Source organism: Kitasatospora sp. NBC_01246, assembly GCF_036226505.1.
Classification (GTDB): domain Bacteria; phylum Actinomycetota; class Actinomycetes; order Streptomycetales; family Streptomycetaceae; genus Kitasatospora.
In genome coordinates, this window is the sequence record NZ_CP108484.1 from 2,716,473 (window position 1) to 2,741,945 (window position 25,473).

Annotated in this window: 24 protein-coding genes and 1 pseudogene; 15 read left to right on the forward strand and 10 right to left on the reverse strand. The window is 74.1% G+C overall.

The window, feature by feature from the left end:
• Positions 1–12: 12 nt before the first annotated feature.
• Positions 13–990 carry a carbohydrate kinase family protein gene (locus OG618_RS11870; protein WP_329487319.1) on the reverse strand — a complete coding sequence of 326 codons (978 nt, stop codon included), beginning with the start codon at positions 988–990 and terminating at the stop codon, positions 13–15.
• A gap of 250 nt (positions 991–1,240) precedes the next feature.
• Between OG618_RS11870 and OG618_RS11875 the strand changes: the two genes are divergently transcribed.
• Both OG618_RS11875 and OG618_RS11880 read left to right on the forward strand, forming a co-directional pair.
• The gene (locus OG618_RS11875; protein ID WP_329487320.1) at positions 1,241–1,459 is read left to right on the forward strand and encodes a hypothetical protein; all 219 of its coding nucleotides are present in this window, start codon (positions 1,241–1,243) and stop codon (positions 1,457–1,459) included.
• A 103-nt stretch (positions 1,460–1,562) separates the two neighbouring features.
• On the forward strand, positions 1,563–2,291 hold the full coding sequence (locus OG618_RS11880; RefSeq protein ID WP_329487321.1) for a hypothetical protein: 729 nt from the start codon (positions 1,563–1,565) through the stop codon (positions 2,289–2,291).
• Between the two features lie 73 nt (positions 2,292–2,364).
• On the opposite strand, the gene erpA is transcribed toward OG618_RS11880, so the two are convergent.
• Entirely contained in the window at positions 2,365–2,718 is a 354-nt protein-coding gene (erpA, locus tag OG618_RS11885) for an iron-sulfur cluster insertion protein ErpA (protein WP_329487322.1), read from the reverse strand.
• Positions 2,719–2,962: 244 nt separating this feature from the next.
• Between erpA and OG618_RS11890 the strand changes: the two genes are divergently transcribed.
• Positions 2,963–3,832, forward strand: coding sequence for a GNAT family N-acetyltransferase (locus OG618_RS11890; protein WP_329487323.1), 870 nt, complete (start codon positions 2,963–2,965; stop codon positions 3,830–3,832).
• Between the two features lie 65 nt (positions 3,833–3,897).
• Here the strand turns inward: OG618_RS11890 and OG618_RS11895 are convergent, their stop codons facing one another.
• The 3 genes from OG618_RS11895 to OG618_RS11905 form a co-directional block, all read right to left on the reverse strand.
• Positions 3,898–5,265 carry a pyridoxal phosphate-dependent decarboxylase family protein gene (locus tag OG618_RS11895; RefSeq protein WP_329487324.1) on the reverse strand — a complete coding sequence of 456 codons (1,368 nt, stop codon included), beginning with the start codon at positions 5,263–5,265 and terminating at the stop codon, positions 3,898–3,900.
• Positions 5,266–5,506: 241 nt separating this feature from the next.
• Positions 5,507–5,971: an Lrp/AsnC family transcriptional regulator gene (locus tag OG618_RS11900; protein ID WP_329487325.1), complete on the reverse strand. Its 465-nt coding sequence runs from the start codon at positions 5,969–5,971 to the stop codon at positions 5,507–5,509.
• Positions 5,972–6,096: 125 nt separating this feature from the next.
• Positions 6,097–7,020: an NADP-dependent oxidoreductase gene (locus OG618_RS11905; RefSeq protein ID WP_329487326.1), complete on the reverse strand. Its 924-nt coding sequence runs from the start codon at positions 7,018–7,020 to the stop codon at positions 6,097–6,099.
• A gap of 222 nt (positions 7,021–7,242) precedes the next feature.
• Here OG618_RS11905 and nadA point away from each other — a divergent pair, with 222 nt between their 5' ends.
• Positions 7,243–8,427: a quinolinate synthase NadA gene (gene nadA, locus OG618_RS11910; RefSeq protein ID WP_329487327.1), complete on the forward strand. Its 1,185-nt coding sequence runs from the start codon at positions 7,243–7,245 to the stop codon at positions 8,425–8,427.
• Positions 8,428–8,498: 71 nt separating this feature from the next.
• Here the strand turns inward: nadA and pspAA are convergent, their stop codons facing one another.
• Together pspAA and OG618_RS11920 are read right to left on the reverse strand one after the other, a co-directional pair.
• Positions 8,499–8,792, reverse strand: a complete 294-nt coding sequence (gene pspAA / locus OG618_RS11915) for a PspA-associated protein PspAA (RefSeq protein WP_329487328.1) — start codon at positions 8,790–8,792, stop codon at positions 8,499–8,501.
• 37 nt (positions 8,793–8,829) lie between these two features.
• A complete protein-coding gene (locus OG618_RS11920) occupies positions 8,830–9,618 on the reverse strand; it encodes a PspA/IM30 family protein (protein ID WP_329492084.1) in 789 nt (262 codons plus the stop codon).
• Between the two features lie 316 nt (positions 9,619–9,934).
• On the opposite strand from OG618_RS11920, the gene OG618_RS11925 reads away from it, so the two are divergent.
• The gene (locus OG618_RS11925) at positions 9,935–10,534 is read left to right on the forward strand and encodes a DUF3043 domain-containing protein (protein ID WP_329487329.1); all 600 of its coding nucleotides are present in this window, start codon (positions 9,935–9,937) and stop codon (positions 10,532–10,534) included.
• 158 nt (positions 10,535–10,692) lie between these two features.
• Complete coding sequence (locus tag OG618_RS11930; protein ID WP_329492085.1) at positions 10,693–11,433, forward strand: methyltransferase domain-containing protein; 741 nt, start codon at positions 10,693–10,695, stop codon at positions 11,431–11,433.
• 29 nt (positions 11,434–11,462) lie between these two features.
• Here the strand turns inward: OG618_RS11930 and OG618_RS11935 are convergent, their stop codons facing one another.
• Complete coding sequence (locus tag OG618_RS11935) at positions 11,463–11,666, reverse strand: hypothetical protein (RefSeq protein WP_329487330.1); 204 nt, start codon at positions 11,664–11,666, stop codon at positions 11,463–11,465.
• Positions 11,667–11,770: 104 nt separating this feature from the next.
• Between OG618_RS11935 and cobU the strand changes: the two are divergent.
• From cobU to OG618_RS11970, 7 genes and pseudogenes are all read left to right on the forward strand, one after another.
• Positions 11,771–12,418, forward strand: a pseudogene (gene cobU, locus OG618_RS11940) (bifunctional adenosylcobinamide kinase/adenosylcobinamide-phosphate guanylyltransferase); the annotation flags it as partial.
• A 28-nt stretch (positions 12,419–12,446) separates the two neighbouring features.
• A complete protein-coding gene (locus OG618_RS11945) occupies positions 12,447–13,562 on the forward strand; it encodes a nicotinate-nucleotide--dimethylbenzimidazole phosphoribosyltransferase (protein ID WP_329487331.1) in 1,116 nt (371 codons plus the stop codon).
• A gap of 77 nt (positions 13,563–13,639) precedes the next feature.
• Positions 13,640–14,437 carry an adenosylcobinamide-GDP ribazoletransferase gene (locus OG618_RS11950; RefSeq protein WP_329487332.1) on the forward strand — a complete coding sequence of 266 codons (798 nt, stop codon included), beginning with the start codon at positions 13,640–13,642 and terminating at the stop codon, positions 14,435–14,437.
• 301 nt (positions 14,438–14,738) lie between these two features.
• Positions 14,739–16,244 carry a leucyl aminopeptidase gene (locus OG618_RS11955; RefSeq protein WP_329487333.1) on the forward strand — a complete coding sequence of 502 codons (1,506 nt, stop codon included), beginning with the start codon at positions 14,739–14,741 and terminating at the stop codon, positions 16,242–16,244.
• Between the two features lie 434 nt (positions 16,245–16,678).
• Positions 16,679–18,067, forward strand: a complete 1,389-nt coding sequence (gene lpdA / locus OG618_RS11960; RefSeq protein WP_329487334.1) for a dihydrolipoyl dehydrogenase — start codon at positions 16,679–16,681, stop codon at positions 18,065–18,067.
• A gap of 56 nt (positions 18,068–18,123) precedes the next feature.
• A complete protein-coding gene (gene sucB, locus OG618_RS11965; RefSeq protein ID WP_329487335.1) occupies positions 18,124–19,887 on the forward strand; it encodes a 2-oxoglutarate dehydrogenase, E2 component, dihydrolipoamide succinyltransferase in 1,764 nt (587 codons plus the stop codon).
• A 183-nt stretch (positions 19,888–20,070) separates the two neighbouring features.
• On the forward strand, positions 20,071–20,586 hold the full coding sequence (locus OG618_RS11970; RefSeq protein WP_329487336.1) for a DUF4240 domain-containing protein: 516 nt from the start codon (positions 20,071–20,073) through the stop codon (positions 20,584–20,586).
• Positions 20,587–20,723: 137 nt separating this feature from the next.
• On the opposite strand, the gene OG618_RS11975 is transcribed toward OG618_RS11970, so the two are convergent.
• Positions 20,724–21,767 (reverse strand): DUF2510 domain-containing protein, encoded by a 1,044-nt coding sequence (locus tag OG618_RS11975; RefSeq protein ID WP_329487337.1) that lies wholly within the window; start codon positions 21,765–21,767, stop codon positions 20,724–20,726.
• Between the two features lie 225 nt (positions 21,768–21,992).
• Positions 21,993–22,490: a GNAT family N-acetyltransferase gene (locus tag OG618_RS11980; protein WP_396486894.1), complete on the reverse strand. Its 498-nt coding sequence runs from the start codon at positions 22,488–22,490 to the stop codon at positions 21,993–21,995.
• Between the two features lie 73 nt (positions 22,491–22,563).
• Here OG618_RS11980 and OG618_RS11985 point away from each other — a divergent pair, with 73 nt between their 5' ends.
• On the forward strand, positions 22,564–23,469 hold the full coding sequence (locus OG618_RS11985; protein WP_329487339.1) for a TIGR01777 family oxidoreductase: 906 nt from the start codon (positions 22,564–22,566) through the stop codon (positions 23,467–23,469).
• Positions 23,470–24,042: 573 nt separating this feature from the next.
• On the forward strand, positions 24,043–25,374 hold the full coding sequence (locus tag OG618_RS11990) for an FAD-dependent oxidoreductase (protein WP_329487340.1): 1,332 nt from the start codon (positions 24,043–24,045) through the stop codon (positions 25,372–25,374).
• Positions 25,375–25,473: the final 99 nt, after the last annotated feature.

Genomic DNA, 25,473 nt, shown 5'->3' on the forward strand with positions numbered 1-25,473 from the left:
CGGACCGCTCGGCTACTTGACCAGGTGCGCCCGGACCTCGGCGGCGGCTGCGGCGCCGTACGCGGCCTCGAAGCGCTGCAGGAAGGCGAGCGGACGCAGCTCGTACTCCTGGGTGCCGACGGTCTCGATCACCAGGGTCGCGAGCATGCAGCCGAGCTGGGCGGAGCGCTCCAGGTCCAGCTCCCAGGAGAGACCGGCCAGGAAGCCGGCCCGGAAGGCGTCGCCGACGCCGGTCGGGTCGACCTTGGCCTCCTCGGGCGCGCAGCCGACGACCACCGGGGCCTCGCCCTTGCGGTCGATCCGCACGCCCTTGCTGCCGAGGGTGGTGATCCGGGTGCCCACCCGGGTCAGGATCTCCTCGGCGTCCCAGCCGGTCTTGGTCTCGATCAGCGCGGCCTCGTACTCGTTGGTGAACAGGTACGCGGCGCCGTCGACGATCTCGCGGATGTCCTCGCCGTCCAGGCGGGCCAGCTGCTGCGACGGGTCGGCGGCGAAGGCGTAGCCGCGGGTCCGGCACTCCTGGGTGTGGCGGACCATGGCTTGCGGGTCGTCGGCACCGATCAGCACGAGGTCCAGCCCGCCGACCCGGTCGGCGATCGGCTTGAGCTCGATGTTGCGGGCCTCGGCCATGGCACCGGTGTAGAACGAGGCGATCTGGTTGTGGTCCTCGTCCGTGGTGCACATGAAGCGGGCGGTGTGGCGGGTCTCGGAGATGTGGACCGAGCGGCAGTCCACGTTGTTGCGCTCCAGCCAGCTGCGGTACTCCCCGAAGTCCGCGCCGGCGGCGCCGACCAGGATCGGGCTCAGCCCGAGGACACCCATGCCGAACGCGATGTTCGGCGCGACACCGCCGCGACGGATGTCGAGGGTGTCGACCAGGAAGGACAGCGACACGGTGTGCAGCTGCTCGGCCACGAGCTGGTCGGAGAACCGACCGGGGAACGTCATCAGGTGGTCGGTCGCGATCGAACCGGCGACGGCGATACGCACGGGAGGTCTCCTCAGGAGGGCGGCATGGGCCACGGGAAAGCAGGGGGCGGAACCCACCCACGGTACCGGGCGGGGGGCGGGCGGCAGCAAGAGCGCCCCTCCTGGCACCGGTCGCCGTCGAACGTGTACTACCCCCGGGTAGCTCTGGTGGGGGCCGGACGGGCGGCCTAGGGTCGCTGGCAGGGGCCGGTCCGGCCCTGACCGAGCCGTGGCAGTGCGGCCGCGGCACCGTGGATCGGAGCGATGCCCGATGATGCCAAATCACCACCCGCTGCGTGTTCCGCCCGCCCTCAAGGGCGACGCCGACGGCGAGACGCTGGACGCGCTGGTGGACTCCTCCCGGCAGCTGCGCCGCTTCTGGCCGCTGCTGGCGACCGGCCCGGAGCCCAGCGCTCCCGCCCCGGTCGGTTTCAGCGTCTCCTCCGGGGCCCAGCGCCTGGTCGCGGGGATGGCCGAGTACGGCATGTGATCCTCCCCGGGGGCGGGCGGGAACCGGATTCGTCCGAGGCACGTCACATCCGCGCGGTGCGGCCGTGGAGGCGGCGCCGCCGAAACCCTCGGGAGGATGTCAGATGGACCTGGAGACGATGCCCCGGCGTACCGGTGGAGCACGGCCCGCCCGGCCGGGCCGACGGCGGGCGGCGGCCCTGGCGGGTCTGCTGCTGGCGGCGGCCGCGCTGGCCGGCTGCGGGGACGGTGACGGCAAGGCGGCCGCGGATTCGGCCACCGGTTCGGCCTCGCCGTCGGCGAGCGCGACGCCCTCGCCCGGCTCCCCCGCCCCGACGACCGCCAGCACCGCGCCGTCGGCCCCGGACTCGCCGCCGGCGACCCCGCCGACCGATCCGACGGCGAGCACCCCCGACCCCCGGCCGACCGGCCCCGCGCCGGGCACCGGCCCGGGCCAGACGCCCACCCCGGTGCCCACTCCCCCGCGGGAGGGCATCGCGGTCGGTGAGCCCGACCCGAACGGCCGGCCGGCCCACCCCGCGATCACCTACCGGGTGGACGGGACCAAGCTGACGGTCTGGTTCTACGGCGGGATCTGCGAGAAGTACGCGCTGAAGGCGGACGAGTCCAAGCCCGGACGGGTGGACGTCCGCGTCACGGTGGCGGCGCCGATGCCGGCCGGGCAGGCCTGCGCCGAGCTGGCCAAGCGGCAGACGGTGACCGCCGACCTGAAGCAGCCGCTGATGGGCCGGGCGGTGACGGACCTCGCGACCGGTCAGCCGGTGCCGCTGGAGAGCGACCCGCACGTCGGCCCGGACCCGGCCGGCCCCGGCCCGGAGATCGGCGGGAAGTAGGGCCCGTGGCCCGGTACGGGAAAACGGCGAGGGCGGCCCCGGAGGATCCGGGGCCGCCCTCGCCGTCTACCGACTAGCTGAACGAGTCGCCGCAGGCGCAGGAGCCCGTGGCGTTCGGATTGTCGATCGTGAAGCCCTGCTTCTCGATGGTGTCCACGAAGTCGACGGTGGCGCCGCCGAGGTACGGGGCACTCATCCGGTCGGTGACGACCTTGACACCGTTGAAGTCCTTGAGCACGTCGCCGTCGAGCGAGCGCTCGTCGAAGAACAGCTGGTAACGCAGGCCGGAGCAACCACCGGGCTGGACGGCGACGCGAAGCGCAAGGTCGTCGCGGCCCTCCTGCTCCAGCAGGCCCTTGACCTTGGCCGCGGCGGCATCGGTAAGGAGGATGCCACTCTCGACGGTGGTCTCGTCCTGGACGGTCATCTGCTTTCTCCCGGTCTTGACGACGGTCTGCCGCCAGTGCCAACCAACGGCCGTCCGGATTCATTTCCCGGACGGCGGTGTAATTTCGGCGGCTTTCGGCGGCGGAATTTTCGTGGGCCGGGTGTACCACCCGCTCCCCTACGCTCCCCATGCTCGCACAGACGGCGCGGCTCGGACACCGCCCCGACCGCGGATCCGGCGGAACCGGCCCCGGGCGCCCGGTGCGACGGCCAGGATGGTGAGCATGATCCTGCGCCTGGTCCAGGACACCGCCGCCGACGCGGAGGCCGTCCAGCACATCGCCCGCGCCTCGTTCGCGCCGCTCCCCGACACCGCTGGCCCGGCCCCGCAGGACGGGCCCCCGGTGGGCCGGCTGGCCAGGACCAGACACCTCGTCCGGACCGACCCGCAGGGCTGCTGGCTGGCGGAGAGCGACGGCGAACCGGTCGGCGCGGTGCTGTCGCTGCGCCGCGAGGGCCTCTGGATCCTGGCGCTGCTCGTGGTGCGGCCCGAGGCGCAGGGGCACGGCCTCGGCCGGCTGCTGCTGGAGCGGGCCGCCGCCTACGGGCGCGGCTGCCTGCGCGGGATGCTCTGCGTCCCGCCGTCCCCGGCGGCGGCCCGCCGGTACCGGCTGGCCGGGTTCACCCTGCACCCGGCGATGGCGCTGACCGGCCGGGTGGACCGGGCTGGGCTGCTCGACCCCGGTGACATCCCGGTGCACCCCGGCAACGCCAGCCACCGGCACCTGCTGGACTCGGTGGACCGCCGGCTGCGCGGCGCGGCGCACGGGCCGGACCACGAGCTGATGCTGGGCCACTGCGAGGAGCTGCTGATCGCCGACGCGCTGGCCGGCAGCGGCTACTGCTACCGCGACGGCGGCGAGGTGCGGCTGCTGGCCGCGACCTCGAAGCGGATCGCCGCCCGGCTGCTGCGCGAGGCGCTGGCGCGGGTGCCGGACGGCGTGGACGCCCACGTGGGGCACCTGACCGCCGAGCAGGAGTGGGCGCTGGACGTCGGCCTGGAGGTCGGGCTGAGCCCGCGGACCGTGGGCTTCCTGGGCCTGCGCGGGATGCGCCCGCCGGCGCCGTACCTGCCCGACGGCGCGCTGCTGTGACGCGACGGCCCCCCGCCGGTCGGCCGGCGGGGGGTGGTCGCGTTCGCGCGGTCGGCCGCGGGGGCTCAGACCATGGTGTCCAGGATCTCCCGGACCATCGCCATCGTGGTGCCGGGGTGCAGGAAGGCGAAGCGGGCGACCGTCTCGCCGTCCCAGCCGGTCGGGGTGACGAAGCCGATCTGGTCCGCGAGCAGCTGCTGCGACCAGCGGTAGTAGTCGTCGTTGGTCCAGCCCTTGCGGCGGAAGCAGACCGCCGAGAGCTGCGGGTCGAACAGCAGCTCCAGGTGCTCGGTGTCGCGGATCAGCTGCGCGGTGTCCCGGGCCAGCGTGAGGCCGGTCTCGATGGCGTCGGTGTAGGCCTGGGTGCCGTGCACGGCCAGCGAGAACCAGAGCGGCAGGCCGCGGGCGCGCCGGGTCAGGTGGTAGGCGTAGTCGGTGGGGTTCCACTCGTCGCCCTCGGTGTGCAGCACGTCCAGGTAGGAGGCGTCCTGGGTGTGCACGGCGCGGGCGAGCTGCGGGTTGCGGTAGATCAGCGCGGCGCAGTCGAACGGGGCGAACAGCCACTTGTGCGGGTCCACCACGAAGGAGTCGGCGTGCTCGATGCCGTCGTAGCGGGCCCGGACGGAGGGGGCGAAGAGGCCCGCGCCGCCGTAGGCGCCGTCCACGTGGAACCAGAGGCCGCGCTCGCGGGCCACCTCGGAGAGGCCCTGGAGGTCGTCGATGATGCCCTCGTTGGTGGTGCCGGCCGTCCCGACGACGGCGATCACCGTCTCCGGGTTCGGGTCGGCGGCCAGGGCGGCGCGCAGCGCCTCGCCGGTGAAGCGGCGGTCGACGGTGGGGACCTTGAAGGCCTCCACGCCGATGATGTTGAAGGTGTTCTTGACCGAGGAGTGCACCTGGTCGGCGACGGCGATCCGCAGCCGGGCCTCCGGGCCGACGCCGAGCCGGCGGCGGGCGGTGTCGCGGGCGACGACCAGCGCGGAGAGGTTGCCGGCCGAACCGCCGGAGACGAAGGTGCCGCCGGCCGACTCGGGCATCCCGGCCCGGTCCGCGATCAGGCGCAGCACCTGGTTCTCGGCGGCGATGGCGCCGGCCGCCTCCAGCCAGGAGATGCCCTGCAGCGAGGCGCAGGAGACGACCATGTCGAAGAGCAGCGCGGCCTTGGTCGGCGCGCACGGGATGAACGAGAGGTAGCGCGGGCTGTCGGCGGAGATCACCGCGCGGGAGAGCTCGTGGTCGTAGAGCTTCAGCACGTCGGCCGGGTTGTTGCCGTCCGCGTTGAGCAGACCAGCCAGCTGGGTGCGCAGGTGCTCGCCGTCACCGGGGTGGTCGAGCGGAACGGGGTCGTACTGCAGCCGCTCCCGCATGTAGTCGAAAACCAGGTCGACCAGCTCGTTGTCGGGCCGGTGCATGCGGTCGGGTGCTGCGGACACGGGGGTCCCTCTCGGCTGTGGGGTGTCGGGGGAGGTCCGGCGGCGCGGGACGTCTCACCGCTCCGCCGGATGTGATCAGCCTAGGCAGCACCGCGCCCCCGCCGCGCGTCCGAACGCGGCTGGTCAGGCAGGATTCGAGCGTCTTGGCCGGGGCCCGCGCAGGATTCCTGCGCAGGCCGCCGGGCGGCCCCAGGGGGCGGCCGCGCCGGCCCCCGGAGGGAGCGGACTGGGCCGTTCGGATTCAGCCGATGAGCTGGGAGAGCACGACCGAGGAGCGGCTGCGCTGGACGCCGGGCTCCCGCCGGATCCGCTCGATCACGGCCTCCAGGTGCCGGGTGTCGGAGGCCCGCAGGTGGACCAGGGCGTCCGGGTCGCCGGTCACCGTCCAGGCCGCGACCACCTCGGGGAACTGGCGCAGGCTCGCCAGGATCTCCTCCGGGGCGGTCCGCTCCCGGCAGTACACCTCGACGAAGGCCTCGGTCTGCCAGCCGAGCACCGAGGGGTCGAGGACGACGGTGAAGCCGCGGACCACCCCGCGCGCCCGCAGCCGGTCGATCCGGCGGCGGACGGCGGTGGCGGAGAGGTTCACCTGCACGCCGATCTCGGCGTAGGAGGCCCGGCCGTCGCTGCCCAGCCGGGCGAGCAGGAGACGGTCGGTCTCGTCGAGGGTCGCCCCGACCGTCTCGTGTGCTCGACTGCTGGTCATCGGTGCGGGGCTCCACGGGTCGTACGGGGGTCGGCGGGACGGTGGCCGCCGAAACGGTTCTGCACCATTCTGGCGGATGACAGGACCGAGTCCACCGCTGGCAGATGACGGCTCGCGGACCGTTCTCAGTCCACCAGGAGCACGATCTTCCCCCGGGTGCGGCCCTCCGCGCTGAGCGCCTGGGCGGAGCCGGCCTGCGCGAGCGGGAAGGTGGAGGCGACGGTGACGGTGAGCCGCCCGTCATCGGCGAGCGCGGCCAGCTCCGCCAGCCCGGCGGCGTCGGGGCGGACCCAGACGTAGTGGCCGCCGAGCGCCTTCACCCGGTAGTCCGTCACCGAGGCGATCCGGGACGGGTCCGCGACCAGGGCGGCCGAGACCTCGACGGCCCCGCCGCCGACCAGGTCGAGGGCGGCGTCCACCCCGCCGGGTGCCAGGGCCCGGACCCGCTCGGCCAGGCCCTCGCCGTGGGCGACCGGCTCGGCGCCGAGGCCGCGCAGGTAGTCGTGGTTGCGCTCGCCCGCGGTGCCGATCACCCGGGCCCCGAACGCCTTGGCGATCTGCACGGCCAGGTGGCCGACGCCGCCGGCCGCGGCGTGCACCAGCACGGTGTCGCCCGCGGCCACCCGCAGCGCCCGCAGGCCCTGGAGGGCGGTCAGGCCGGCCAGCGGCAGGCCGCCGCTCTGCGCCCAGTCCAGGGCCGCGGGCCGGCGGGCCAGCGTGCGGACGGGGGCGGCGACCAGCTCGGCGTAGGTCCCGTGCTCGACGGAGTCCTTGCGCACGTAGCCGTAGACCTCGTCGCCGGGGGCGAACTCGGTCACCCCGCCGCCGACCGCCCGGACCACCCCGGCCGCGTCCCAGCCCATCACCAGGGGGAAGTGGACGTCCAGCAGGCCGTCCAGAGCGCCGTCCCGAACCCTCCAGTCCACCGGGTTCACCCCGGCCGCCCTGACCTCCACCAGTACCGAGTCCGGCCCGACCTTGGGGTCCGGGAGGTCGGTGTACTCCACCACCTCGGGGCCGCCGTAGCGGCGGATCGCGATTGCCTTCATGGTCCCAGCCAAACCCGGCCGGGCCCGGATACCGGTTCGGCCACGCCGAACCGCCCCATATCGTGCTTCCGGCGCCACCGAACGGGCCCGAAGCGGGAAGCGGTTCTCGTCACATCGACAGAATGGCCATCGTCAGTCTGACGCTAAGCGGTTATCATAGATAGCGTCAGATAGACGAGAAGGCTGCACCGACTGATCGGCCGCACAGAAGGGCACCCGCCCGTGACCACCACCATCACCGAGACCTACGGCGTCGACCCCACTCCGACGCCGCTCGCTCTGCTGCTGCTCGGCCGTGAGGCCGACCCGAACAGCGAGCGCGGCGTCGAGTGCCCCGGCGACCTTCCCGCCGCCTCCGACCCGGACCTCGTCGCCCGTGCGCGGGCCGCGAAGGAGGCGCTCGGGGATCGCGTCTTCATCCTGGGCCACCACTACCAGCGCGACGAGGTGATCGAGTTCGCCGATGTCACCGGCGACTCCTTCAAGCTCGCGCGCGACGCGGCCGCCCGCCCGGAGGCCGAGTACATCGTCTTCTGCGGCGTGCACTTCATGGCCGAGTCCGCCGACATCCTCACCGGCGACGCCCAGCAGGTCGTCCTGCCGGACCTCGCGGCCGGCTGTTCGATGGCCGACATGGCCACCGCCGAGCAGGTCGCCGAATGCTGGGACGTCCTGACCGACGCCGGCATAGCCGACATCACCGTCCCGGTCTCGTACATGAACTCCTCCGCCGACATCAAGGCCTTCACCGGCAGGCACGGCGGCACCATCTGCACCTCGTCCAACGCGAAGCGGGCCCTGGAGTGGGCCTTCGAGCAGGGGCAGAAGGTGCTCTTCCTGCCCGACCAGCACCTGGGCCGCAACACCGCGGTGCGCGAGATGGGCTTCTCGCTGGACGACTGCGTGCTCTACAACCCGCACAAGCCCAACGGCGGCCTGACCGCCGAGCAGCTGCGGAACGCCAAGATGATCCTCTGGCGCGGCCACTGCTCGGTGCACGGCCGGTTCTCGCTGGACTCGGTCAACGACGTCCGCGAGCGCATCCCCGGCGTCACCGTGCTGGTGCACCCCGAGTGCAAGCACGAGGTCGTCGCGGCCGCCGACATGGTGGGCTCGACCGAGTACATCATCAAGGCGCTGGACGCCGCCGAGCCCGGCTCCAAGTGGGCCATCGGCACCGAGCTGAACCTGGTCCGCCGGCTCGCCAAGGCGCACCCGGACAAGGAGATCGTCTTCCTGGACCGGGCGGTCTGCTTCTGCTCCACGATGAACCGGATCGACCTGCCGCACCTGGTCTGGGCACTGGAGTCGCTGGTCGAGGGCCGGGTGCCGAACGTGATCCGGGTCGACCCGGAGACCGAGAAGCACGCCAAGGCGGCGCTGGACCGGATGCTCGCCCTGCCGTAGCCACCGCACGCCGAAGGGCGGGCTCCTCCGCACTGGAGGAGCCCGCCCTTTCGTCTGGCGCGAGACGGCCGCTACTCGGGCAATCCGGGGATCAGGCCGTCACCCTCGGCCCGCAGCAGCTCCCTGACCTGGTCGATCGTCGAGTCGGCATCCGGGAGGATCAGGTCGGAGGGCTCCAGCGAGGCGTCCGGCAGCGGGGTGCCGAACTCCTTGACGGCGCCCAGCAGCTCCCCGAGCGCTCGGCGGAAATGCTCTTCGTCCCCCGAGTCCAGTGCGGTGACGAGCTCGTCGTCCAGCTCGTTCAGCCGGTTCAGATGGGCGTCGCCCACCTCGAACTGGCCCTCCCCCATGACCCTCATGATCATGCCGTGCGTCTCCCTGGTTCGTGGGGTGGAGCTCAGGTCACTTGTTGTAGTTGATCCGCGGGGAGTCCGGCTGGGCGTCCTGCGGCTGTCCCTTGCCCGGCTCGATGGCCTGCGGACCGGAGGCCGACGAGCCGCCCGTCAGCTCGGCCTTCATCCGGGCCAGCTCCAGCTCGACGTCCGAACCGCCGGCGACCCGCTCCAGCTCGGCCTCGATGTCGTCCTTGCGACCGAGACCGCTGGCGTCGTCGAGCGCGCCGGAGGCCAGCAGCTCGTCGATCGCACCGGCCCGGGCCTGCATCTGGGCGGTCTTGTCCTCGGCCCGCTGGATCGCCAGACCGACGTCGCCCATCTCCTCCGAGATGCCGGAGAAGGACTCGGCGATCCGGGTCTGCGCCTGGGCCGCGGTGTAGGTGGCCTTGATCGTCTCCTTCTTGGTGCGGAAGGCGTCGACCTTGGCCTGCAGCCGCTGGGAGGCGAGCGTGAGCTTCTCCTCCTCGGCCTGGAGCTGCTGGTACTGCGTCTCCAGGTCGGTGATCTGGGACTGCATGTTCGACTTGCGGGTCAGGGCCTCGCGCGCGAGGTCCTCCCGGCCGAGCGAGAGGGCCTTGCGGCCCTGGTCCTCGTACTTGGCGGACTGCTGCTGCAGCTGGGTCAGCTGGAGCTCCAGGCGCTTGCGCGAGGTGGCCACGTCCGCGACACCGCGACGCACCTTCTGCAGCAGCTCAAGCTGCTTCTGGTACGAATAGTCGAGCGTCTCACGGGGATCCTCCGCCCGGTCCAAGGCCTTGTTCGCCTTGGAGCGGAAGATCAACCCCATACGCTTCATGATTCCGTCGCTCATGGGCCTCGGGTGCCCCCTTCTCCGGCCTGCGGTCTTTATCTCGTTACCAGACACGACGAGTGTATGTGCAGCGAGCCCTTCGCCGCAGTGCACCTGCCTGCAACAAGACTGCTACAGCGTCCCCCTCCCGGGCCTCATCCCCGGGGTGGATCCGCCCCTCATCCCACCCATCGTCCGAAGCGGTGATCCCCTACGGGAAGACCCCCGGAAACCCGGCCGGGGGCCCGGACCGGCGCGATCGATATGCGTTTGGGTCCGAGGACACCCGTGGAAGCGGTCGCGCACCCCGTACGCTGGGGGTGTGTTCCGACGCCGTTCAGATGATGCCGCTGCCTCCGCCGCCGTGCTGGAGAAGCAGGACGAGACGACCCAGACCCGCGATCCGCAGGCGAAGAAGGGCCGGCCGACGCCCAAGCGCAGTGAGGCCGAGGCCCACCGGCGGACCAGGGTGACCGTACCCAAGGACCGCAAGGAGGCCTCCCGCCAGGCGCGCGAGCGCATGCGCAGCGAGCGCGAGAAGCAGCGCACCGCGCTGCTGGAGGGCGACGAGCGGCACCTGCCGGCCCGTGACAAGGGCCCGGTGCGCAAGTTCACCCGCGACTACGTGGACGCCCGCTGGTCGCTGGCCGAGTTCTTCCTGCCCGCCGCCGTGGTCATCCTGGTGCTCAGCATCGTCAAGGTGCCCGCCCTCCAGCTGCTCTCCACCCTGCTCTTCCTGGCCTTCTTCGTGCTGGTGGTGCTGGACTTCGTCCGCCTCGGGTTCGGTCTGCGCAAGTCGCTCACCGAGCGGTTCGCGGGCCAGAACACCCGCGGCGCGGTCGCCTACGGCCTGATGCGCATCCTGCAGATGCGCCGGCTGCGCCTGCCCAAGCCGCAGGTGAGGCGCGGAGAGAAGCCCTGACCGCCGAACCGGTGGACTCCGGCTGGGCCCCTCCCTCCTGGGAGGGGCCCGGCCTGTACGCGCTTCCGGGCCAGGGTGACGGCGGCCACGACCGGCTCGCCCAGGAGCGCCGACTGCCCTCGCGCAGCGGTTCCTTCGCCGGCGGCACCGGCCCGTGGCTGGACCGCCTCGGCAGCCTGCGCAACCTCGTCCGGCAGGAGCTGGTCGCCCGGCAGCTCGCCGAGCAGCTGACCGGCCGCGCCGAACAGCGCGTCCTCGACATCGGCTGCGGCCAGGGCACCCAGGCCCTGCGGCTGGCGCGGGACGGCCACTACGTCACCGGGATCGACTCCGACCCGGTCGCGCTCGGCGTCGCCCAGGGGGCGCTCGCCCAGGAGCCGCCCGAGGTCCGCGGCCGGATGCAGCTGCTCAGCGGCGACGGCCACCAGTGCGGGCGCTGGTTCGGGCCGCGCAGCTTCGACGTGGTGCTCTGCCACGGCGTCCTGATGTACCTGCCGGACCCGGATCCGATGATCGCCTCGCTGGCCCGGCTGCTGGCCCCGGGCGGACTGCTCTCGCTGCTGGTCCGCAACCGTGACGCGCTGGCCCTGCGGCCCGCCGCCGCCGGGGACTGGCGGGCCGCCCTGCACGCCTTCGAGAGCGACCGCTACTACAACCGGCTCGGGCTGGCCGCCCGGGCCGACCGGCTCGCCGACCTCGCCGTCACCCTCTCCGAGGTGTCCGTGCCGCTGCGGCACTGGTACGGCGTGCGGGTCTTCACCGACAGCGCGCCCGACGACGCGGCGCCGCCGGTGGACGGCCGGCAGCTGGCCCAGCTGCTGGAGGCCGAGGAGCGGGCCGGCCGCACCGACCCGTACCGGCAGGTCGCCGCGCTGCTGCACGTCTTCGGGGCCAAGTAGCGGCCGCTCCCGAAGACGTGCGGGCGGGCTCAGGCCTCGTGCAGGCTCATCGAGTAGATCTCCCGGCCGTCGTCGAGCAGGACCGCGGTGTCCACGCCGTCCTCGGCCAGCTGCTTCCAGCTCTCCCCGATCCAGGTCTCGGCGTCACCCTGGCCGGCGAACTCCTCCTCCTGGCCGCCGCTCGGGGCCACCACGGTGCCGTCCGCCTTCTCGTACCGCCACGTCCAGACCATGCCCGGTTCCTCCCACTGACGACCTGTGCGCTGCCTGCTGCTGCGCGCACCTTAGCCTGCCCGGCCCGATCTTCCGTATGCCTGACCGGGGCCGCATTGTCGGCCGGGTCGCGGCTCCCCGCCCGGCCGGGCCGGGCCCGCGCGGGGCGGGGCGCCACCGCCTTGGCAGGATGGACGGCATGGCAGCCCACCCCGCACTCCCCCGCACCCTGCTCCTCGGCGGCGCCCGCTCCGGAAAGTCCACCAGGGCCGAGCAGTTGCTCGCCCGGTACCCGGACGTGCTGTACGTGGCCACCGGCGGCGCCCGCGACGGTGACACCGAGTGGGCCCAGCGGGTGGCGCTGCACCGCGACCGGCGGCCGGCGAGCTGGCGCACCGCCGAGACCTGCGACCTGGCGGCGGTCCTGGCCGACCCCGCCGACCCGGCGCCAGTGCTGATCGACTGTCTGGCGCTCTGGCTGACCGCGGTGATGGACGAGTGCGGCGCCTGGGACGACGCGGTCTGGGCGGACGGCGGCGAGGCGGCCGTCCAGCGGCGCTGCGAGGAGCTCGCCCGGGCCTGGGCGGCGACCCGGCGCCCGGTGGTCGCGGTGAGCAACGAGGTGGGCATGGGCGTCGTCCCGGCCACCGCCTCGGGCCGCCGGTTCCGCGACACCCTGGGCCGGCTGAACATGGCGGTGGCCGAAGCCTCGGAGCGTGTGCTGCTCGTCGTGGCGGGGCAGGTTCTGACGGTCAAGCCCGCCGCGGGCTGAACACCCGCGGCGTGTAGCCTTCCGATCGATGGACACGACCGTGGATCTCGATACGTTCTCCTCGCTCGTCGAGCGCCCCGACGAGAGCGCCCGGCGGGCCGCCGACGAGCGCTGGCAGGCGCTGGACCGCCCGCGCGGCGGCCTCGGCCGGCTGGAGGAGCTGGGCAGTTGGCTGTCGTCCGTACAGGGCCGCTCCCCGGTGCGGCCGCTGTCGGCGCCCAAGGTGCTGCTGTTCGCCGCCGACCACGGGGTGGCGGCCCTCGGGGTGTCCCGGCTGCCCGCGCAGGGCGGCACGGCCGCCCGGGTGCGGGCGGTGCTGGACGGCACCGCGCCGGTCGCCCTGCTCGCGCGGCGCTTCGGCGCCGAGGTGCGGGTGGTGGACGTCGCGGTGGACGCGGACCCCTCCGACTTCCCGGACGAGGTCGTCGCCCACCGGGTGCGGCGCGGCTCCGGCCGGGTCGACGTCGAGGACGCGCTGAGCCCCGAGGAGACGGTCAAGGCCTTCCGGGCCGGGATGGCCGTCGCCGACGAGGAGGCCGACGCCGGGACCGACCTGATCGTCCTGGGCGACCTCGGAGTCGGCGCGACCACCGTGGCGGCCGTCCTGGTCGGCGCGCTCTGCGGCACCGACGCGGCCGCGGTGACCGGGCGCGGCTCGGGCATCGACGACCGGGTGTGGATGGTCAAGTGCGCGACCGTCCGGGACTCGCTGCGGCGGGCCCGGCCGGTGCTGGGCGACCAGTTGGCGCTGCTCGGCGCCACCGGCGGTGCCGACTTCGCGGCGATCACCGGCTTCCTGCTGCAGGCCGCGGTCCGCAAGCTCCCGGTGCTGCTGGACGGTGTGGTCTCGGCGGCCTGCGCGCTGGTCGCGCAGCGGATCGCGTTCCGGGCGCCGGAGTGGTGGCGGGCCGGGCAGTCCACCGGCGAGCCGGCCCAGGCCAAGGCCTACGACCGGCTGACCCTGACGCCCCTGCAGGAGCAGGAGATCACCATGGGCGAGGGCGTCGGCGCGCTGATGGCGCTGCCGCTGCTGCAGGCCGCGGCGGACGCCCTGGCCGAGCACGCGCCCGCCCCGAGCACCCCGGCGGCCCCCAAGGAGCAGCCGAAGCTGCCCTCGGCCGCGGAGCTGCTCGGCCGGGTCTGACCGCCCCGGGGCCCGGACGGGGGCGGGTCGTCGCGGTGCGCGACGCACCACGGTACGGATGCGAGGAGCGGCGGGCCATGCAGGACGCTTCGGCACGGGAGCCGGCCCGGTGGGGTGAGGGGCTGCGGTTCGCGTTCGGCACGCTCTCCGTGCTGAGGGTGCGGGTCGAGCGGTGGGACCGCCCCACGGCGGGCCGGGCGATGACAGCGGCGCCGGTGGTCGGCCTGACGCTCGGGGCACTGGCCGCGGGCGCGGGAGCGCTGGTGGCCTGGCGCGCGGGCGGGCCGCTCGGCGCGGTGACCGCCGTCGGCGTGCTGGCCGCGCTGACCCGGGGCCTGCATCTGGACGGCCTGGCCGACGTCGCCGACGGCCTGGGCAGCGGCAAACCGGCCGAGGACGCCCTGCGCATCATGAAGCAGTCCGACATCGGGCCGTTCGGCGTACTGACCCTGGTGCTGGTGCTGCTGGCCCAGATCGCCGCACTGGCCGGCCGGTTCGACGCGTCGCCGGCCGGCGGCGCGCTCGCGGTGCTCGCCTCGGCGACGGCCGCGCGGTGCGCACTCGGCTGGGGCTGCCTGCGCCCGGTGCCGGCCGCCCGGCCGGGCGGGCTCGGCGCGATGGTGGCCGGCACCGTGCCGCCGGCCGCGGCGGTGGCGGCGACGGCCGGCTCGGCGCTGCTGCTGGCCGCCCTCGGCCTGCTCGACGGCTCGTCAGTCCTGCGGCTGCCGCTGGCCGTTGCGGTCGGCCTCGGCTGCTCCTGGCTGCTGCTGCGGCGCTGCGTACGCCGGTTCGACGGCATCACCGGGGACGTCCTCGGCGCGATGGCGGAGACCGCCGCGACCGGCACCCTGGTCACCCTCGCGCTGATGGGCTGAGACCCGCCGCCGGCCCCCGCTCCCGGCGTTGGGACACCGGCGGCGCGTGATCCCAGCATGCGGACTACCATGCGTGGAGCACCGCAGCCCTGCACCGTCGCAGGTCCGGCCCGGCCGACGCGCGTCGAGGAGCCGGGGCTTCTGGTGTGTGCGGCCGCCGTGACCGGTGGACGCACGCGCCAGGGGCCCCGGACCCGGCCCGCTCCGGCGGGACGGCCCGCAGTGGCGGCCCCGGGCTGCGCCGGTGCGGCAGCCGTGCCGTGACCGGTGCCGTGGACCGCGATAGAACAGGACGCATTACGTGACTGCATTGTCTGTGAGCACCTCCTCCGCCGCCTCGCTGCGCGCGGACGCCGTGGTGATCGGTGTGGCGAAGGGCCCGAAGGGCATCGTGCTGGCGCCGGGCGCCGAGGCCGTGAGCGAGGCGTTCGAGGGCAAGCTGGCCGAGGTCCTCACCACCCTGGGCGCGACCGGCGCCGAGGGCGAGGCCGTCAAGGTCCCCTCCCCCGCCGGCCTGAAGGCCGCGCTCGTGCTCGCGGTCGGCCTGGGCGAGGCCGCCGACGCCGGCTACGGCCTGGAGACGCTGCGCCGCGCCGCCGGTGTCGCCGCCCGCACCCTGGGCGGCAGCAAGAAGGCCGCGCTGGCCCTGCCGGCCGAGTCCGCCGACGAGGTCGAGGCGGTCGCGCTGGGCGGCCTGCTCGGCGCCTACTCCTTCGGCACCTACAAGGGCAACGGCAGCGCCAAGGAGCCGGTCGGCGAGCTCGTGCTGCTGACCGTCCGCAAGGGCAGCAAGGACGCCAAGGCCGCCGTCGAGCGCGCCGTCGTCCTCGGCGAGGAGATGAACCGCGCCCGCGACCTGGTCAACACCGCGCCGAACGACCTGAACCCCAAGGGCTTCGCCGCGATCGCCCAGGCGGCCGGCAAGGAGCACGGCCTCAAGGTCGAGGTGCTGGACGAGAAGGCGCTGCTCAAGGGCGGCTTCGGCGGCCTGCTCGGCGTCGGCAACGGCTCGGCCAACCCGCCGCGGCTGGTGAAGGTGGCCTACACCCACCCGAAGGCCAAGGCGAGCCTGGCGTTCGTCGGCAAGGGCATCACCTACGACTCGGGCGGCATCTCGCTGAAGCCGGCCGGCCACAACGAGACCATGAAGTGCGACATGGCCGGCGCGGCCGCGGTGTTCGCCGCCGTCGTCTCCGCCAAGCGCCTGGGCCTCGCCGTCAACGTCACCGCCTGGCTGGCGCTGGCCGAGAACATGCCGTCGGGCACCGCCACCCGCCCGGGTGACGTGCTGCGCATGTACGGCGGCAAGACCGTCGAGGTGCTGAACACCGACGCCGAGGGCCGCCTGGTGCTGGCCGACGCCATCGTGCGCGCCGGCGAGGAGAACCCGGACGTGATCGTTGACGTGGCGACGCTGACCGGCGCGATGATGCTGGCGCTGGGCAGCCGCACCTTCGGCGTGATGGCCAACAACGACGAGCTGCGCGAGACCCTGCACACCGTCGCGGGCGAGGCCGGCGAGCAGTCCTGGCCGATGCCGCTGCCGGCCGAGCTGCGCAAGGGCATGACCGAGTCGACCATCGCCGACCTGGCCAACATGGGCGAGCGGATGGGCGGCGGCCTGGTGGCCGGCCTGTTCCTCAAGGAGTTCGTGGCCGAGGGCATCGACTGGGCCCACCTGGACATCGCCGGCCCCGCCTTCCACGAGGGCGCGCCGTTCGGCTACACCCCCAAGGGCGGCACCGCGAGCGCGGTGCGCACCCTGGTCCGCTTCGCCGAGCGGACCGCGGCGGGCGACAAGGCCTGATCCGGGGTTCGGATGGACGGGGTCCCGCGCACTCGCGCCGGACCCCGTCCGCGTTCCCGGGCCCGGCCCGCCCCCGGCGGGTGCCCGCCCGCGGCGCTGTTACCTGCGAGTAGAAGGCGGGAGCGCGTCCGCACCTCTGTTCGCTGCGGGCGAAACTTTGTTCCACAGTGCGGAACCGGGGGCGGGCCGGACCGCGCCAAAGGCTGCTCCCGCCGCTGTCAAGCCCGCATTGAGCTGCGATGATGCCCTTCGGTCGGGGCTGTTCCCGCCCCTGTGACCACCCTTTGGGACGCCCCTGGGGTGGACCCGGACATCAGCTGCCGTGAACAAGTGCGAAGATGTATTTCCGGCACGACTGGGCGCCCCACAAAGGCTTCCGACCCACCGGACCGCGACCGGCCCGGCGACCCACCCCATTGCATGGAGGACGTGACGTGGCGAACGACGCCAGCACCGTTTTCGACGTAGTCATTCTCGGAGGCGGAAGCGGCGGTTACGCCGCGGCGCTCCGCGCCGCTCAGCTGGGTCTGAGCGTCGCCCTGGTCGAGAAGGGTGAGCTGGGCGGCACCTGCCTGCACCGCGGCTGCATCCCGACCAAGGCACTGCTGCACGCCGCCGAGATCGCGGACGAGACGAAGGAGGCCGCCGAGTTCGGCGTTCTGGCCACCTTCCAGGGCATCGACATCAACGGCGTCCACAAGTACAAGGACGACGTCATCGCCGGCCTGTACAAGGGCCTGCAGGGCCTGGTCGCCTCCCGCAAGGTGACCTTCATCCAGGGCGAGGGCAAGCTCTCCTCGCAGACCTCGGTGGACGTCAACGGCCAGCGCGTCGAGGGCCGCCACATCGTCCTCGCCACCGGCTCCGTGCCGAAGTCGCTGCCGGGCCTGACCATCGACGGCGACCGCGTGATCTCCTCGGACCACGCCCTCAAGCTCGACCGCATCCCGAAGTCCGCCGTGATCCTCGGCGGCGGCGTGATCGGCGTCGAGTTCGCCTCGGTCTGGAAGTCCTTCGGCGTCGACGTCACGATCGTCGAGGCGCTGCCGCACCTGGTCCCGCTGGAGGACGAGAACTCCTCCAAGCTGCTGGAGCGCGCGTTCCGCAAGCGCGGCATCAAGTTCGAGCTGAAGGCCCGCTTCTCCGGTGTCGAGTACACCGAGACCGGCGTGCGCGTCTCCACCGAGAACGGCAAGCAGATCGACGCCGACCTGCTGCTCGTGGCCATCGGCCGCGGCCCGGTCTCGGCCGGCCTCGGCTACGAGGAGAACGGCGTCGCGATGGACCGCGGCTACGTGCTCGTCGACGAGTACATGCGCACCAACGTGCCCACCATCTCCGCCGTCGGCGACCTCGTCCCGACCCTGCAGCTGGCCCACGTCGGCTTCGCCGAGGGCATCCTGGTCGCCGAGCGCGTGGCCGGCCTCAAGGCCGTGCCGATCGACTACGACGGCGTCCCCCGCGTGACCTACTCCAACCCCGAGGTGGCCTCCGTCGGCATCTCCGAGGCCAAGGCCGTCGAGCTGTACGGCAAGGAGAAGGTCGTCACCCTCAAGTACAACCTGGCCGGCAACGGCAAGAGCAAGATCCTGAAGACCGCCGGCGAGATCAAGCTCGTCCAGGTCAAGGACGGCGCCGTGGTCGGCGTCCACATGGTCGGCGCCCGGATGGGCGAGCAGGTCGGCGAGGCGCAGCTGATCTACAACTGGGAGGCTCTGCCGGCCGAGGTCGCGCAGCTCATCCACGCCCACCCGACCCAGTCCGAGGCCCTGGGCGAGGCGCACCTGGCGCTGGCCGGCAAGCCGCTGCACGCGCACGACTGATCACGCCCAACTCCCCCCATTCCAGTACGCAAGACTTGATAGGAGTCGCTGAAACCATGGCGGTCTCAGTAACACTGCCCGCGCTGGGCGAGAGCGTTTCCGAGGGCACCGTCACCCGTTGGCTGAAGGCCGAGGGTGAGCGTGTGGAGGTCGACGAGCCGCTGCTCGAGGTCTCCACCGACAAGGTCGACACCGAGATCCCGGCCCCGGCCTCGGGCATCCTGGCCTCGATCAAGGTCGGCGAGGACGAGACCGTCGAGGTCGGCGCCGAGCTGGCGGTCATCGACGACGGCTCCGGCGCGCCGGTCCCCGCCGCGGCCCCGGCCGCCGAGGCCGCTCCGGCCGCCGCCCCGGCCCCGGTCGCGGAGGCGCCCGCCGCCCCGGCCCCGGCCCCGGCCGCCGAGGCTCCGGCTCCGGCCGCCCCGGCCGCCGCGCCGGCCGCCGACGCCACCCCGGTGCTGCTCCCCGCGCTGGGCGAGTCGGTCACCGAGGGCACCGTCACCCGCTGGCTGAAGGCCGAGGGTGAGACGGTCGAGGTCGACGAGCCGCTGCTCGAGGTCTCCACCGACAAGGTCGACACCGAGATCCCGTCGCCGGTCGCCGGTGTCGTGGTGAAGATCCTGGTCGGCGAGGACGAGACCGCCGAGGTCGGCGCCCAGCTCGCGCTGATCGGCGCCCCGGGCGCGGCCCCGGCCGCTCCGGCTCCGGCTGCCGCTCCGGCTCCGGCCGCCGCCCCCGCTCCGGCCGCCGCCCCCGCCCCCGCCCCGGCTCCGGCCCCGGCTCCGGCCGCCCCGGTGGCCCCGCCGGCCCCCGTCGCCGCCCCGGCTCCGGCTGCCCCGGTCGCCCCGGCTCCGGCCGCGCCGGCCGCTCCGGCCGCCGCCGCGCCGGCCGCCGACAGCGGTGACGCCTACGTCACCCCGCTGGTGCGCAAGCTCGCCGCCGAGCAGGGCGTCGCCCTGGCCTCCGTCACCGGCACCGGTGTCGGCGGCCGCATCCGCAAGCAGGACGTCATCGCCGCTGCCGAGGCCGCGAAGGCCGTTCCGGCCCCCGCCGCTGCCGCCCCGGCCGCCGCGCCGAAGGCCGCCGCCGCGCCGTCCCCGCTGCGTGGCCAGACGGTCAAGATGACCCGCATCCGCAAGGCCATCGGCGACAACATGCTGAAGGCCCTGCACGAGCAGGCCCAGCTGACCAGCGTCGTCGAGGTGGACGTCACCAAGGTCATCTCGCTGCGCGGCAAGGCCAAGGACGCCTTCCTCGCCCGCGAGGGCGTGAAGCTGTCCCCGATGCCGTTCTTCGTCAAGGCCGCCGCCCAGGCGCTGAAGAGCCACCCGGTGATCAACGCCCGCATCAACGAGGCCGAGGGCACCGTCACCTACTTCGACGCCGAGAACATCGGGATCGCGGTGGACTCCGAGAAGGGTCTGATGACCCCGGTCATCAAGGGTGCGGGCGACCTCAACATCGCCGGCATCTCGAAGAAGACCGCGGAGCTGGCCGGCAAGGTCCGCGGCAACAAGATCACTCCGGACGAGCTGTCCGGCGCGACCTTCACCATCAGCAACACCGGTTCGCGCGGTGCGCTGTTCGACACCGTCATCGTGCCGCCGAACCAGGTCGCCATCCTGGGCATCGGCGCGACGGTCAAGCGCCCGGTCGTCATCGAGGCCGACGGCGGCACCGCCATCGGCATCCGTGACATGACCTACCTGTCGCTCTCCTACGACCACCGCCTGGTGGACGGCGCCGACGCCGCCCGCTTCCTGGTGGCCGTCAAGGAGATCCTGGAGGCCGGCGAGTTCGAGGTCGAGCTCGGCCTCTGAGCCGGCCGCCACGGCAGCCCACGCAGTACGGAACCCCGCGTCGTCCCCGGACGGCGCGGGGTTCCGCGTTGGCGCCCGGCCGCCCGGCACCGGCCTCGGTACCCGTACTCCCCCGGCGCGGCCCGCGTTTCGCCGGGCCCATCGCATGCGATCGCGCGGGCGAACAGGGATGCTGGAGCGGTGATGGACGAGACCGACTTCTGGCAGATCATCGACGACACCCGGGAGGACGCCGACGGCGACCCCGACGAGCAGGCGGAACGGCTGGTGGAACGGCTCGTCCAACTGACCCCGGACGACGTCATCGACTTCGCGCGGCTCTTCGAGGCCCGGTTCCAGCGCGCCTACCGGACCGACCTGTGGGGCGCGGCCCACCTGCTGCTGGACGGCGCCTCCGAGGACACCTTCGACTACTTCCGCTGCTGGCTGATCGGCCAGGGGCGGGAGGTGTTCGAGGGCGGCCTGCACGAGCCGGACGATCTGGCCGACCTGCTCCCGGAGTTCGACGAGGAGGAGGACGGCGAGGCCGAGGACCTGGGCTACGCGGCCGACGAGGCGTACGAGCAGTTGACCGGGCTGCCGCTGCCCGAGGTGGGCGACCGGCAGCCCGCGCGGCCGGCCGGCGCCGCGCTGGACTTCGAGGACCCGGACACGATGGCGAAACGGTTCCCCAAGCTCTGGGAGCGGTACGGGGACTGACCCGGGAGCGGTACCGGGAGCGGCCCGGCGAAGGGTCCGGCCCGGCGGGAGGTCCGGCCCGGTGGCGGCCGGAGCGGGTGCCCGAGCGGGTGGCTCGGACACCCGCTCGGGGTGCCGGTGGCGTCGGACGCCCGGGCTCAGGTGCCGGAGCCGGAGCCGCTGCCGTCCTGCTTGATGCCCTTGAGGATCTGGTCGAGCACGGTGGGATCGGGTGCGCCCGCGGCGTCGTCGACCCCGCCCTCGAAGGCCACGAAGCCACCGCCCTTGGCCGGGACGGCCGCCAGCAGGATGTAGCCCTTGGTGCCGTCCGAGGTGGTGATGTGCCACCGCACCGCGTAGCCGGAGACGCCCGCCACGGTGGTGTTGGCGGAGCCCGCGTCGGTGTGCGAGGTGATCCCGGTGAAGATCGCCGCCGCGTAGGTGGGCATCGCCGCCTCCGCCGCCGCCCGGGCCGAGGCTCCCGAGATGGTGTCCTTCTCCACCGAGAACTGGCCCCTGATGCAGGAGCCGCCGCTCGGGCAGGTGTAGCGGCCGCTGCCCAGGAAGACCGTCGAGTGCGTGGTGTCGGTCTGCGAGTCCCAGCCCTGGAAGATCGGCACCGTGATGGAGTGCTGGGCGTCCGCGGCGGTGTCCTTGACCACCGGCACCGGCGGCAGGCTGGGGGCCGGCGTGGGCGTGGGCGCGGGTGTGCGCGTGGTCGGGCCGGGGCTCGGCGTCCGGCTCGGGGTGTCGGTGACGGTGACCGTCGGCACCGGCTCCGGGTCGGCCTTGGGATCGCCGCCGCTGTTGAGGGCGATCGCGGCGACCACGCCGACCACGGCCAGCACGCCGACCACGATCCCCACGACCGCGCCCGGCTTCATCCGGCCGGGCGGCGGCGGCGACGGCGGATAGCCGCCCTGCGGGTAGCCGTAGGCCTGCTGGTCCGGCGTCGGGTAGCCGTAGCCGGGCGTGCCCTGCTGGGGCGCGCCGTAGCCGTACGCGGGCGGCGGGGAGACGGGGGCGGGCTGCTGCGGGGTCTGCCAGGAGACCTGGGTCGGGGCGTCGGCGAGCCCGCCGCCGCCCGCCTGGAGAGGGCGGACGTCGCTGGTCCAGGCGTTGCCGTCCCACCAGCGCTCATGACCGGGCGTGCCGTCCGCACCCGGTACCGGGTACCACCCGGGAGGCGTCGAGTTGCTCACGGCCGTACGGTACCCGGCGCGGCACTGCTCCAGACAGGTTGGGTTTGTCACGAGTCTGCACCACCCCGGGGACCCTGATCTGACGTCCCGTCAGCGACTCGGGCCCCGGGAGGCGGCACGCGACCCACCCGCCGCGCCGGAGGGGGCGACGGGCGACCCGCCAGGCGCGGGAGGGCGGAGCGCGGGGTCAGCCGGAGCGCGGGGTCAGCCGAGCGGCGCGCGGGGTCACCCCAGCAGTGAACGGGCCATCCAGATGTCGTCCACGTACCGGCCGTCGATCAGGAACTCCTCGGCGAGCGAACCCTCGACCACGAAGCCGCAGGCCTCGTAGAGGCGGCGGGCCGGGGCGTTGTGCCCGAGCACCCGCAGGGTGATCCGGCGCGCCCCCTGCTCCGCGGCGGCCGCACAGCCCGCCTCCACCAGCGCCCGGCCGACGCCCCGGCCGCGGGCCCCGGCGGAGACCGCCAGCCCCTGGATCTGCCGCACGTGCCCGTTACTGGCCAGCGGGGTGGGCGGAACCACCCGGATGTAGCCGACGATCCGGCCGCCCAGCAGGGCGAGCAGGAACTGGTCCGGGGTGTGGCGCTCGTCGAACACGGTGTCCCCCTCGGCCGGCTGCGGGGCGACGTCGCTCTGCCAGGACCAGGCGGCCCGGTTGAGCGCGGAGAGTTCCTTCTCGTCCTCGGTCTGCGCGGGACGGATGATCAGATCTTCGGCGTGCATGCGCGCCATGCTAGTCAGCCGCGCCCGGGGTGGATACGGAGTTCCGGCCGCCGGAAACTGCGAGGATGGGCCCATGCGCATCGCGGTCACAGGATCCACGGGATTGATCGGCTCGACACTCGTCCGCTCGCTGCTGGCCGACGGCCACGAGGTGGTCCGGCTGGTCCGGCACCGCTCCAGAACCGGTCCGCGGCCGGACGGGACGACGGCGATCGGCTGGAACCCGCTGCTGGGCCAGGTGGACCGGGCCGGGCTGGCCGGCGTCGAGGCGGTGGTGCACCTGGCGGGCGCCGGGGTCGGCGACCGCCGCTGGACCGACGCGTACAAGCGCGAGATCCGGGAGAGCCGGGTGCTCGGCACCGAGACGCTGGCCGTCGCGATGGCCGAACTCGACAAGCCGCCCCGGGTCTTCGTCAGCGCCTCGGCCGTCGGCTACTACGGCCAGACCGGCGACCGGGTGATCGACGAGGACTCGCCCGCCGGGGACGACTTCCTCGCCGAGGTCTGCGTCGAGTGGGAGGCCTCCGCGCGGCCCGCCGAACGGGCCGGGATCCGGGTGGTCCACCCGCGCACCGGGCTGGTGCTCTCGGCCGCGGGCGGGGCCGGCGACCGGCTCTTCCCGCTGTTCCGCCTGGGGCTCGGCGGGCGGCTCGGCGACGGCCGGCAGTACTGGAGCTTCATCTCACTGGCGGACGAGGTCGCCGCACTGCGGTTCCTGATCGACCGCGACGACCTGAGCGGCGCGTTCAACCTCAGCGCGCCGGAGCCGGTCACCAACGCCGAGCTGACGGCGGCGCTCGGCCGGGTGCTGAAGCGGCCGACGCCGTTCCCGGTGCCGGAGGCGGCGCTCAAGACGGTGCTGGGCGAGCTGGCCGTCGAGGTGACCGGCAGCCACCGGGTGGTACCGCGGCGGCTGCTGGAGGCCGGCTTCCGCTTCGAGCACCCGGACGTGGACTCGGCGGTGCGGGCGGCACTGTAGCGGCGGGGCGGCGTCGCGGCGGCTCCGCGAGTGGCGGAGCCGTCGCGGCGGTGCGGTGCGGTCGCGGTGGTGCCGTGCGGTCGCGGCGGTGCGGTGCGGTCGCGGTGGTGCCGTCGCCGCGGGGCGGCATGGCGGCGGCCGCTCCGGGCGGCCGCGGGGTGCGCGCGGAGCGGGCGCGTCCGGTAGGGCGCCTGCGGTAGGCCGAGTGGTCCGGGCGCGGATGCCCCGCCCGGGCCGCCCGCGTACGCCCGCTACGGCATCAGCCCTGGCCGGGGGCATATGCCGAGCGGGGGTCGGGCGGGGCTCCGGGAGGGGGCGCACGGGAGCACGAACCAGGCGCGCCGCACGCCCCTGGTGACGGTGCGCGCCCGTGGAGCCCGAACCGGACCACTTGCGGGCACCGTGTGTGACCGCGCCCCCACCGCATGCTGTCGAACCCTCCCCGGGACCCGGATAGGGCCCGGTGTGCTTGTCTGACGCTCGTACTGACTGGGCATCACACCGTCGGACCGTGTCCCGGCACCCCGCTGCCTGCGTCGGCCGAAGCTCCGGGACCAGGGAGGGAGCACGCCAGTGCCCACATACGACTTCACCCGCCGCACCCGCCGACAGTCCGATCCGGACGTCGTCGTGGTGGGGGCCGGACTCGCGGGCCTGGCCGCCGCCCGCGCGCTCACCGGCTACGGCCTGACCGTCCAGGTCCTGGAGGCCTCGGGCCGGATCGGCGGCCGGATGGCCACCCGCGAGCTGGACGGCTTCCGGCTCGACCACGGCAGCCAGTTGCTGAACACCGCGTACCCCGAGCTGAGCCGGGCGCTCGACCTGGACCGGCTCGGCCTGCACCCGCTCGCGCCCGGCGTGCTCGTGCACAGCGGGGGCCGCCGCTACCGCGCCGGGGACCCGCAGTTGACCGCCGCCCGCCAGGCGGCCTCGCGGGCCCCGCTGGGCAGTCCGCTGGACAAGGCCCGGCTGGGCAGCTGGCTCAGCCGGCTGGCCGCCACCCCGGCCGGCCGACTGCAGGCCCGGCCGGAGACCACCACCGCCCGCGCGCTCGGCGAACGCGGGCTCGCCCCGCGCACCGTCGACGGCTTCCTGCGGCCGCTGCTCGGCGCCCTGCTCAGCGATCCGGCCCTGGGCACCAGCAGCCGGATCGCCGACCTGGTGCTGCGCTGCTACGCGCGCGGCCGCCTCTGTCTGCCCGCCGACGGGATCGCGGCCGTCCCGGCCCAGGTGGCCGCCGCCCTGCCGGCCGACACCCTGCGGCCCGGCGTGCGGGTCACCTCGATCGCGGCCGACGGCGTGGAGACCGCCGACCACGGCCGGATCGGCGCCCAGGCCGTCGTGGTGGCGACCGACGCACGCTCGGCCGCCGCGCTACTGCCCGGGCTGCGGCTGCCGGACTTCCACCCCGTCACGACCTTCTACCACGCGGCCGACCGGGCGCCGATCGGCGAGGCCGTCCTGCTGCTGGACGGCGACCGGCCGAACGGCCACCCGCCGCTGGTCTCGCACTCCCTGGTGCTCAGCGAGCTGCACCACTCGTACGCCCCGCCCGGGCAGGCCCTGATCGCCAGCACCGTGCTGGGGCGGCGCTCCTTCGACTCCGGCGGGCCCGCCGCGCTCGAACCCGCGGTGCGGGCCCGGCTGGCGGAGCTGTACGGCGTCCCGACGAAGGGCTGGCAGTTCCTGAGCGTGCGCCACGTCCCGGACGCGGTGCCGGCCATGCCGCCGCCGCACAACAACCGCCGCCCGGTGCGCCTGCTGGCCGGGCTGTACGTCTGCGGCGACCACCGGGACACCAGCAGCGTCCAGGGCGCCCTGGTGTCGGGGCGGCGGGCGGCCCTGGCCGTGGCGCGGGACCTCGGGCTGCCGGTCTCCGCCCGGGAGGCGGAGGCGGCGGCGTAACACGCGGCCGCCGGGCTGCCGGGACGGCACGCCACGGCGTGCCAGTATGCCGATATGACCGCTAATCGGACGTTTTCCGTCCAGGACCCCGGGCCCCTC

Bases quoted from the DNA above. Each gene is read 5' to 3' on its own strand.
- OG618_RS11875 (WP_329487320.1), top strand. From the start codon at position 1,241: ATGATGCCAAATCACCACCCGCTGCGTGTTCCGCCCGCCCTCAAGGGC.
- OG618_RS11880 (WP_329487321.1), top strand. From the start codon at position 1,563: ATGGACCTGGAGACGATGCCCCGGCGTACCGGTGGAGCACGGCCCGCC.
- erpA (WP_329487322.1), bottom strand. From the start codon at position 2,718: ATGACCGTCCAGGACGAGACCACCGTCGAGAGTGGCATCCTCCTTACC.
- OG618_RS11890 (WP_329487323.1), top strand. From the start codon at position 2,963: ATGATCCTGCGCCTGGTCCAGGACACCGCCGCCGACGCGGAGGCCGTC.
- OG618_RS11900 (WP_329487325.1), bottom strand. From the start codon at position 5,971: ATGACCAGCAGTCGAGCACACGAGACGGTCGGGGCGACCCTCGACGAG.
- OG618_RS11905 (WP_329487326.1), bottom strand. From the start codon at position 7,020: ATGAAGGCAATCGCGATCCGCCGCTACGGCGGCCCCGAGGTGGTGGAG.
- pspAA (WP_329487328.1), bottom strand. From the start codon at position 8,792: ATGATCATGAGGGTCATGGGGGAGGGCCAGTTCGAGGTGGGCGACGCC.
- OG618_RS11920 (WP_329492084.1), bottom strand. From the start codon at position 9,618: ATGAAGCGTATGGGGTTGATCTTCCGCTCCAAGGCGAACAAGGCCTTG.
- OG618_RS11935 (WP_329487330.1), bottom strand. From the start codon at position 11,666: ATGGTCTGGACGTGGCGGTACGAGAAGGCGGACGGCACCGTGGTGGCC.
- OG618_RS11945 (WP_329487331.1), top strand. From the start codon at position 12,447: ATGGACACGACCGTGGATCTCGATACGTTCTCCTCGCTCGTCGAGCGC.
- OG618_RS11950 (WP_329487332.1), top strand. From the start codon at position 13,640: ATGCAGGACGCTTCGGCACGGGAGCCGGCCCGGTGGGGTGAGGGGCTG.
- sucB (WP_329487335.1), top strand. From the start codon at position 18,124: ATGGCGGTCTCAGTAACACTGCCCGCGCTGGGCGAGAGCGTTTCCGAG.
- OG618_RS11970 (WP_329487336.1), top strand. From the start codon at position 20,071: ATGGACGAGACCGACTTCTGGCAGATCATCGACGACACCCGGGAGGAC.
- OG618_RS11980 (WP_396486894.1), bottom strand. From the start codon at position 22,490: ATGCACGCCGAAGATCTGATCATCCGTCCCGCGCAGACCGAGGACGAG.
- OG618_RS11985 (WP_329487339.1), top strand. From the start codon at position 22,564: ATGCGCATCGCGGTCACAGGATCCACGGGATTGATCGGCTCGACACTC.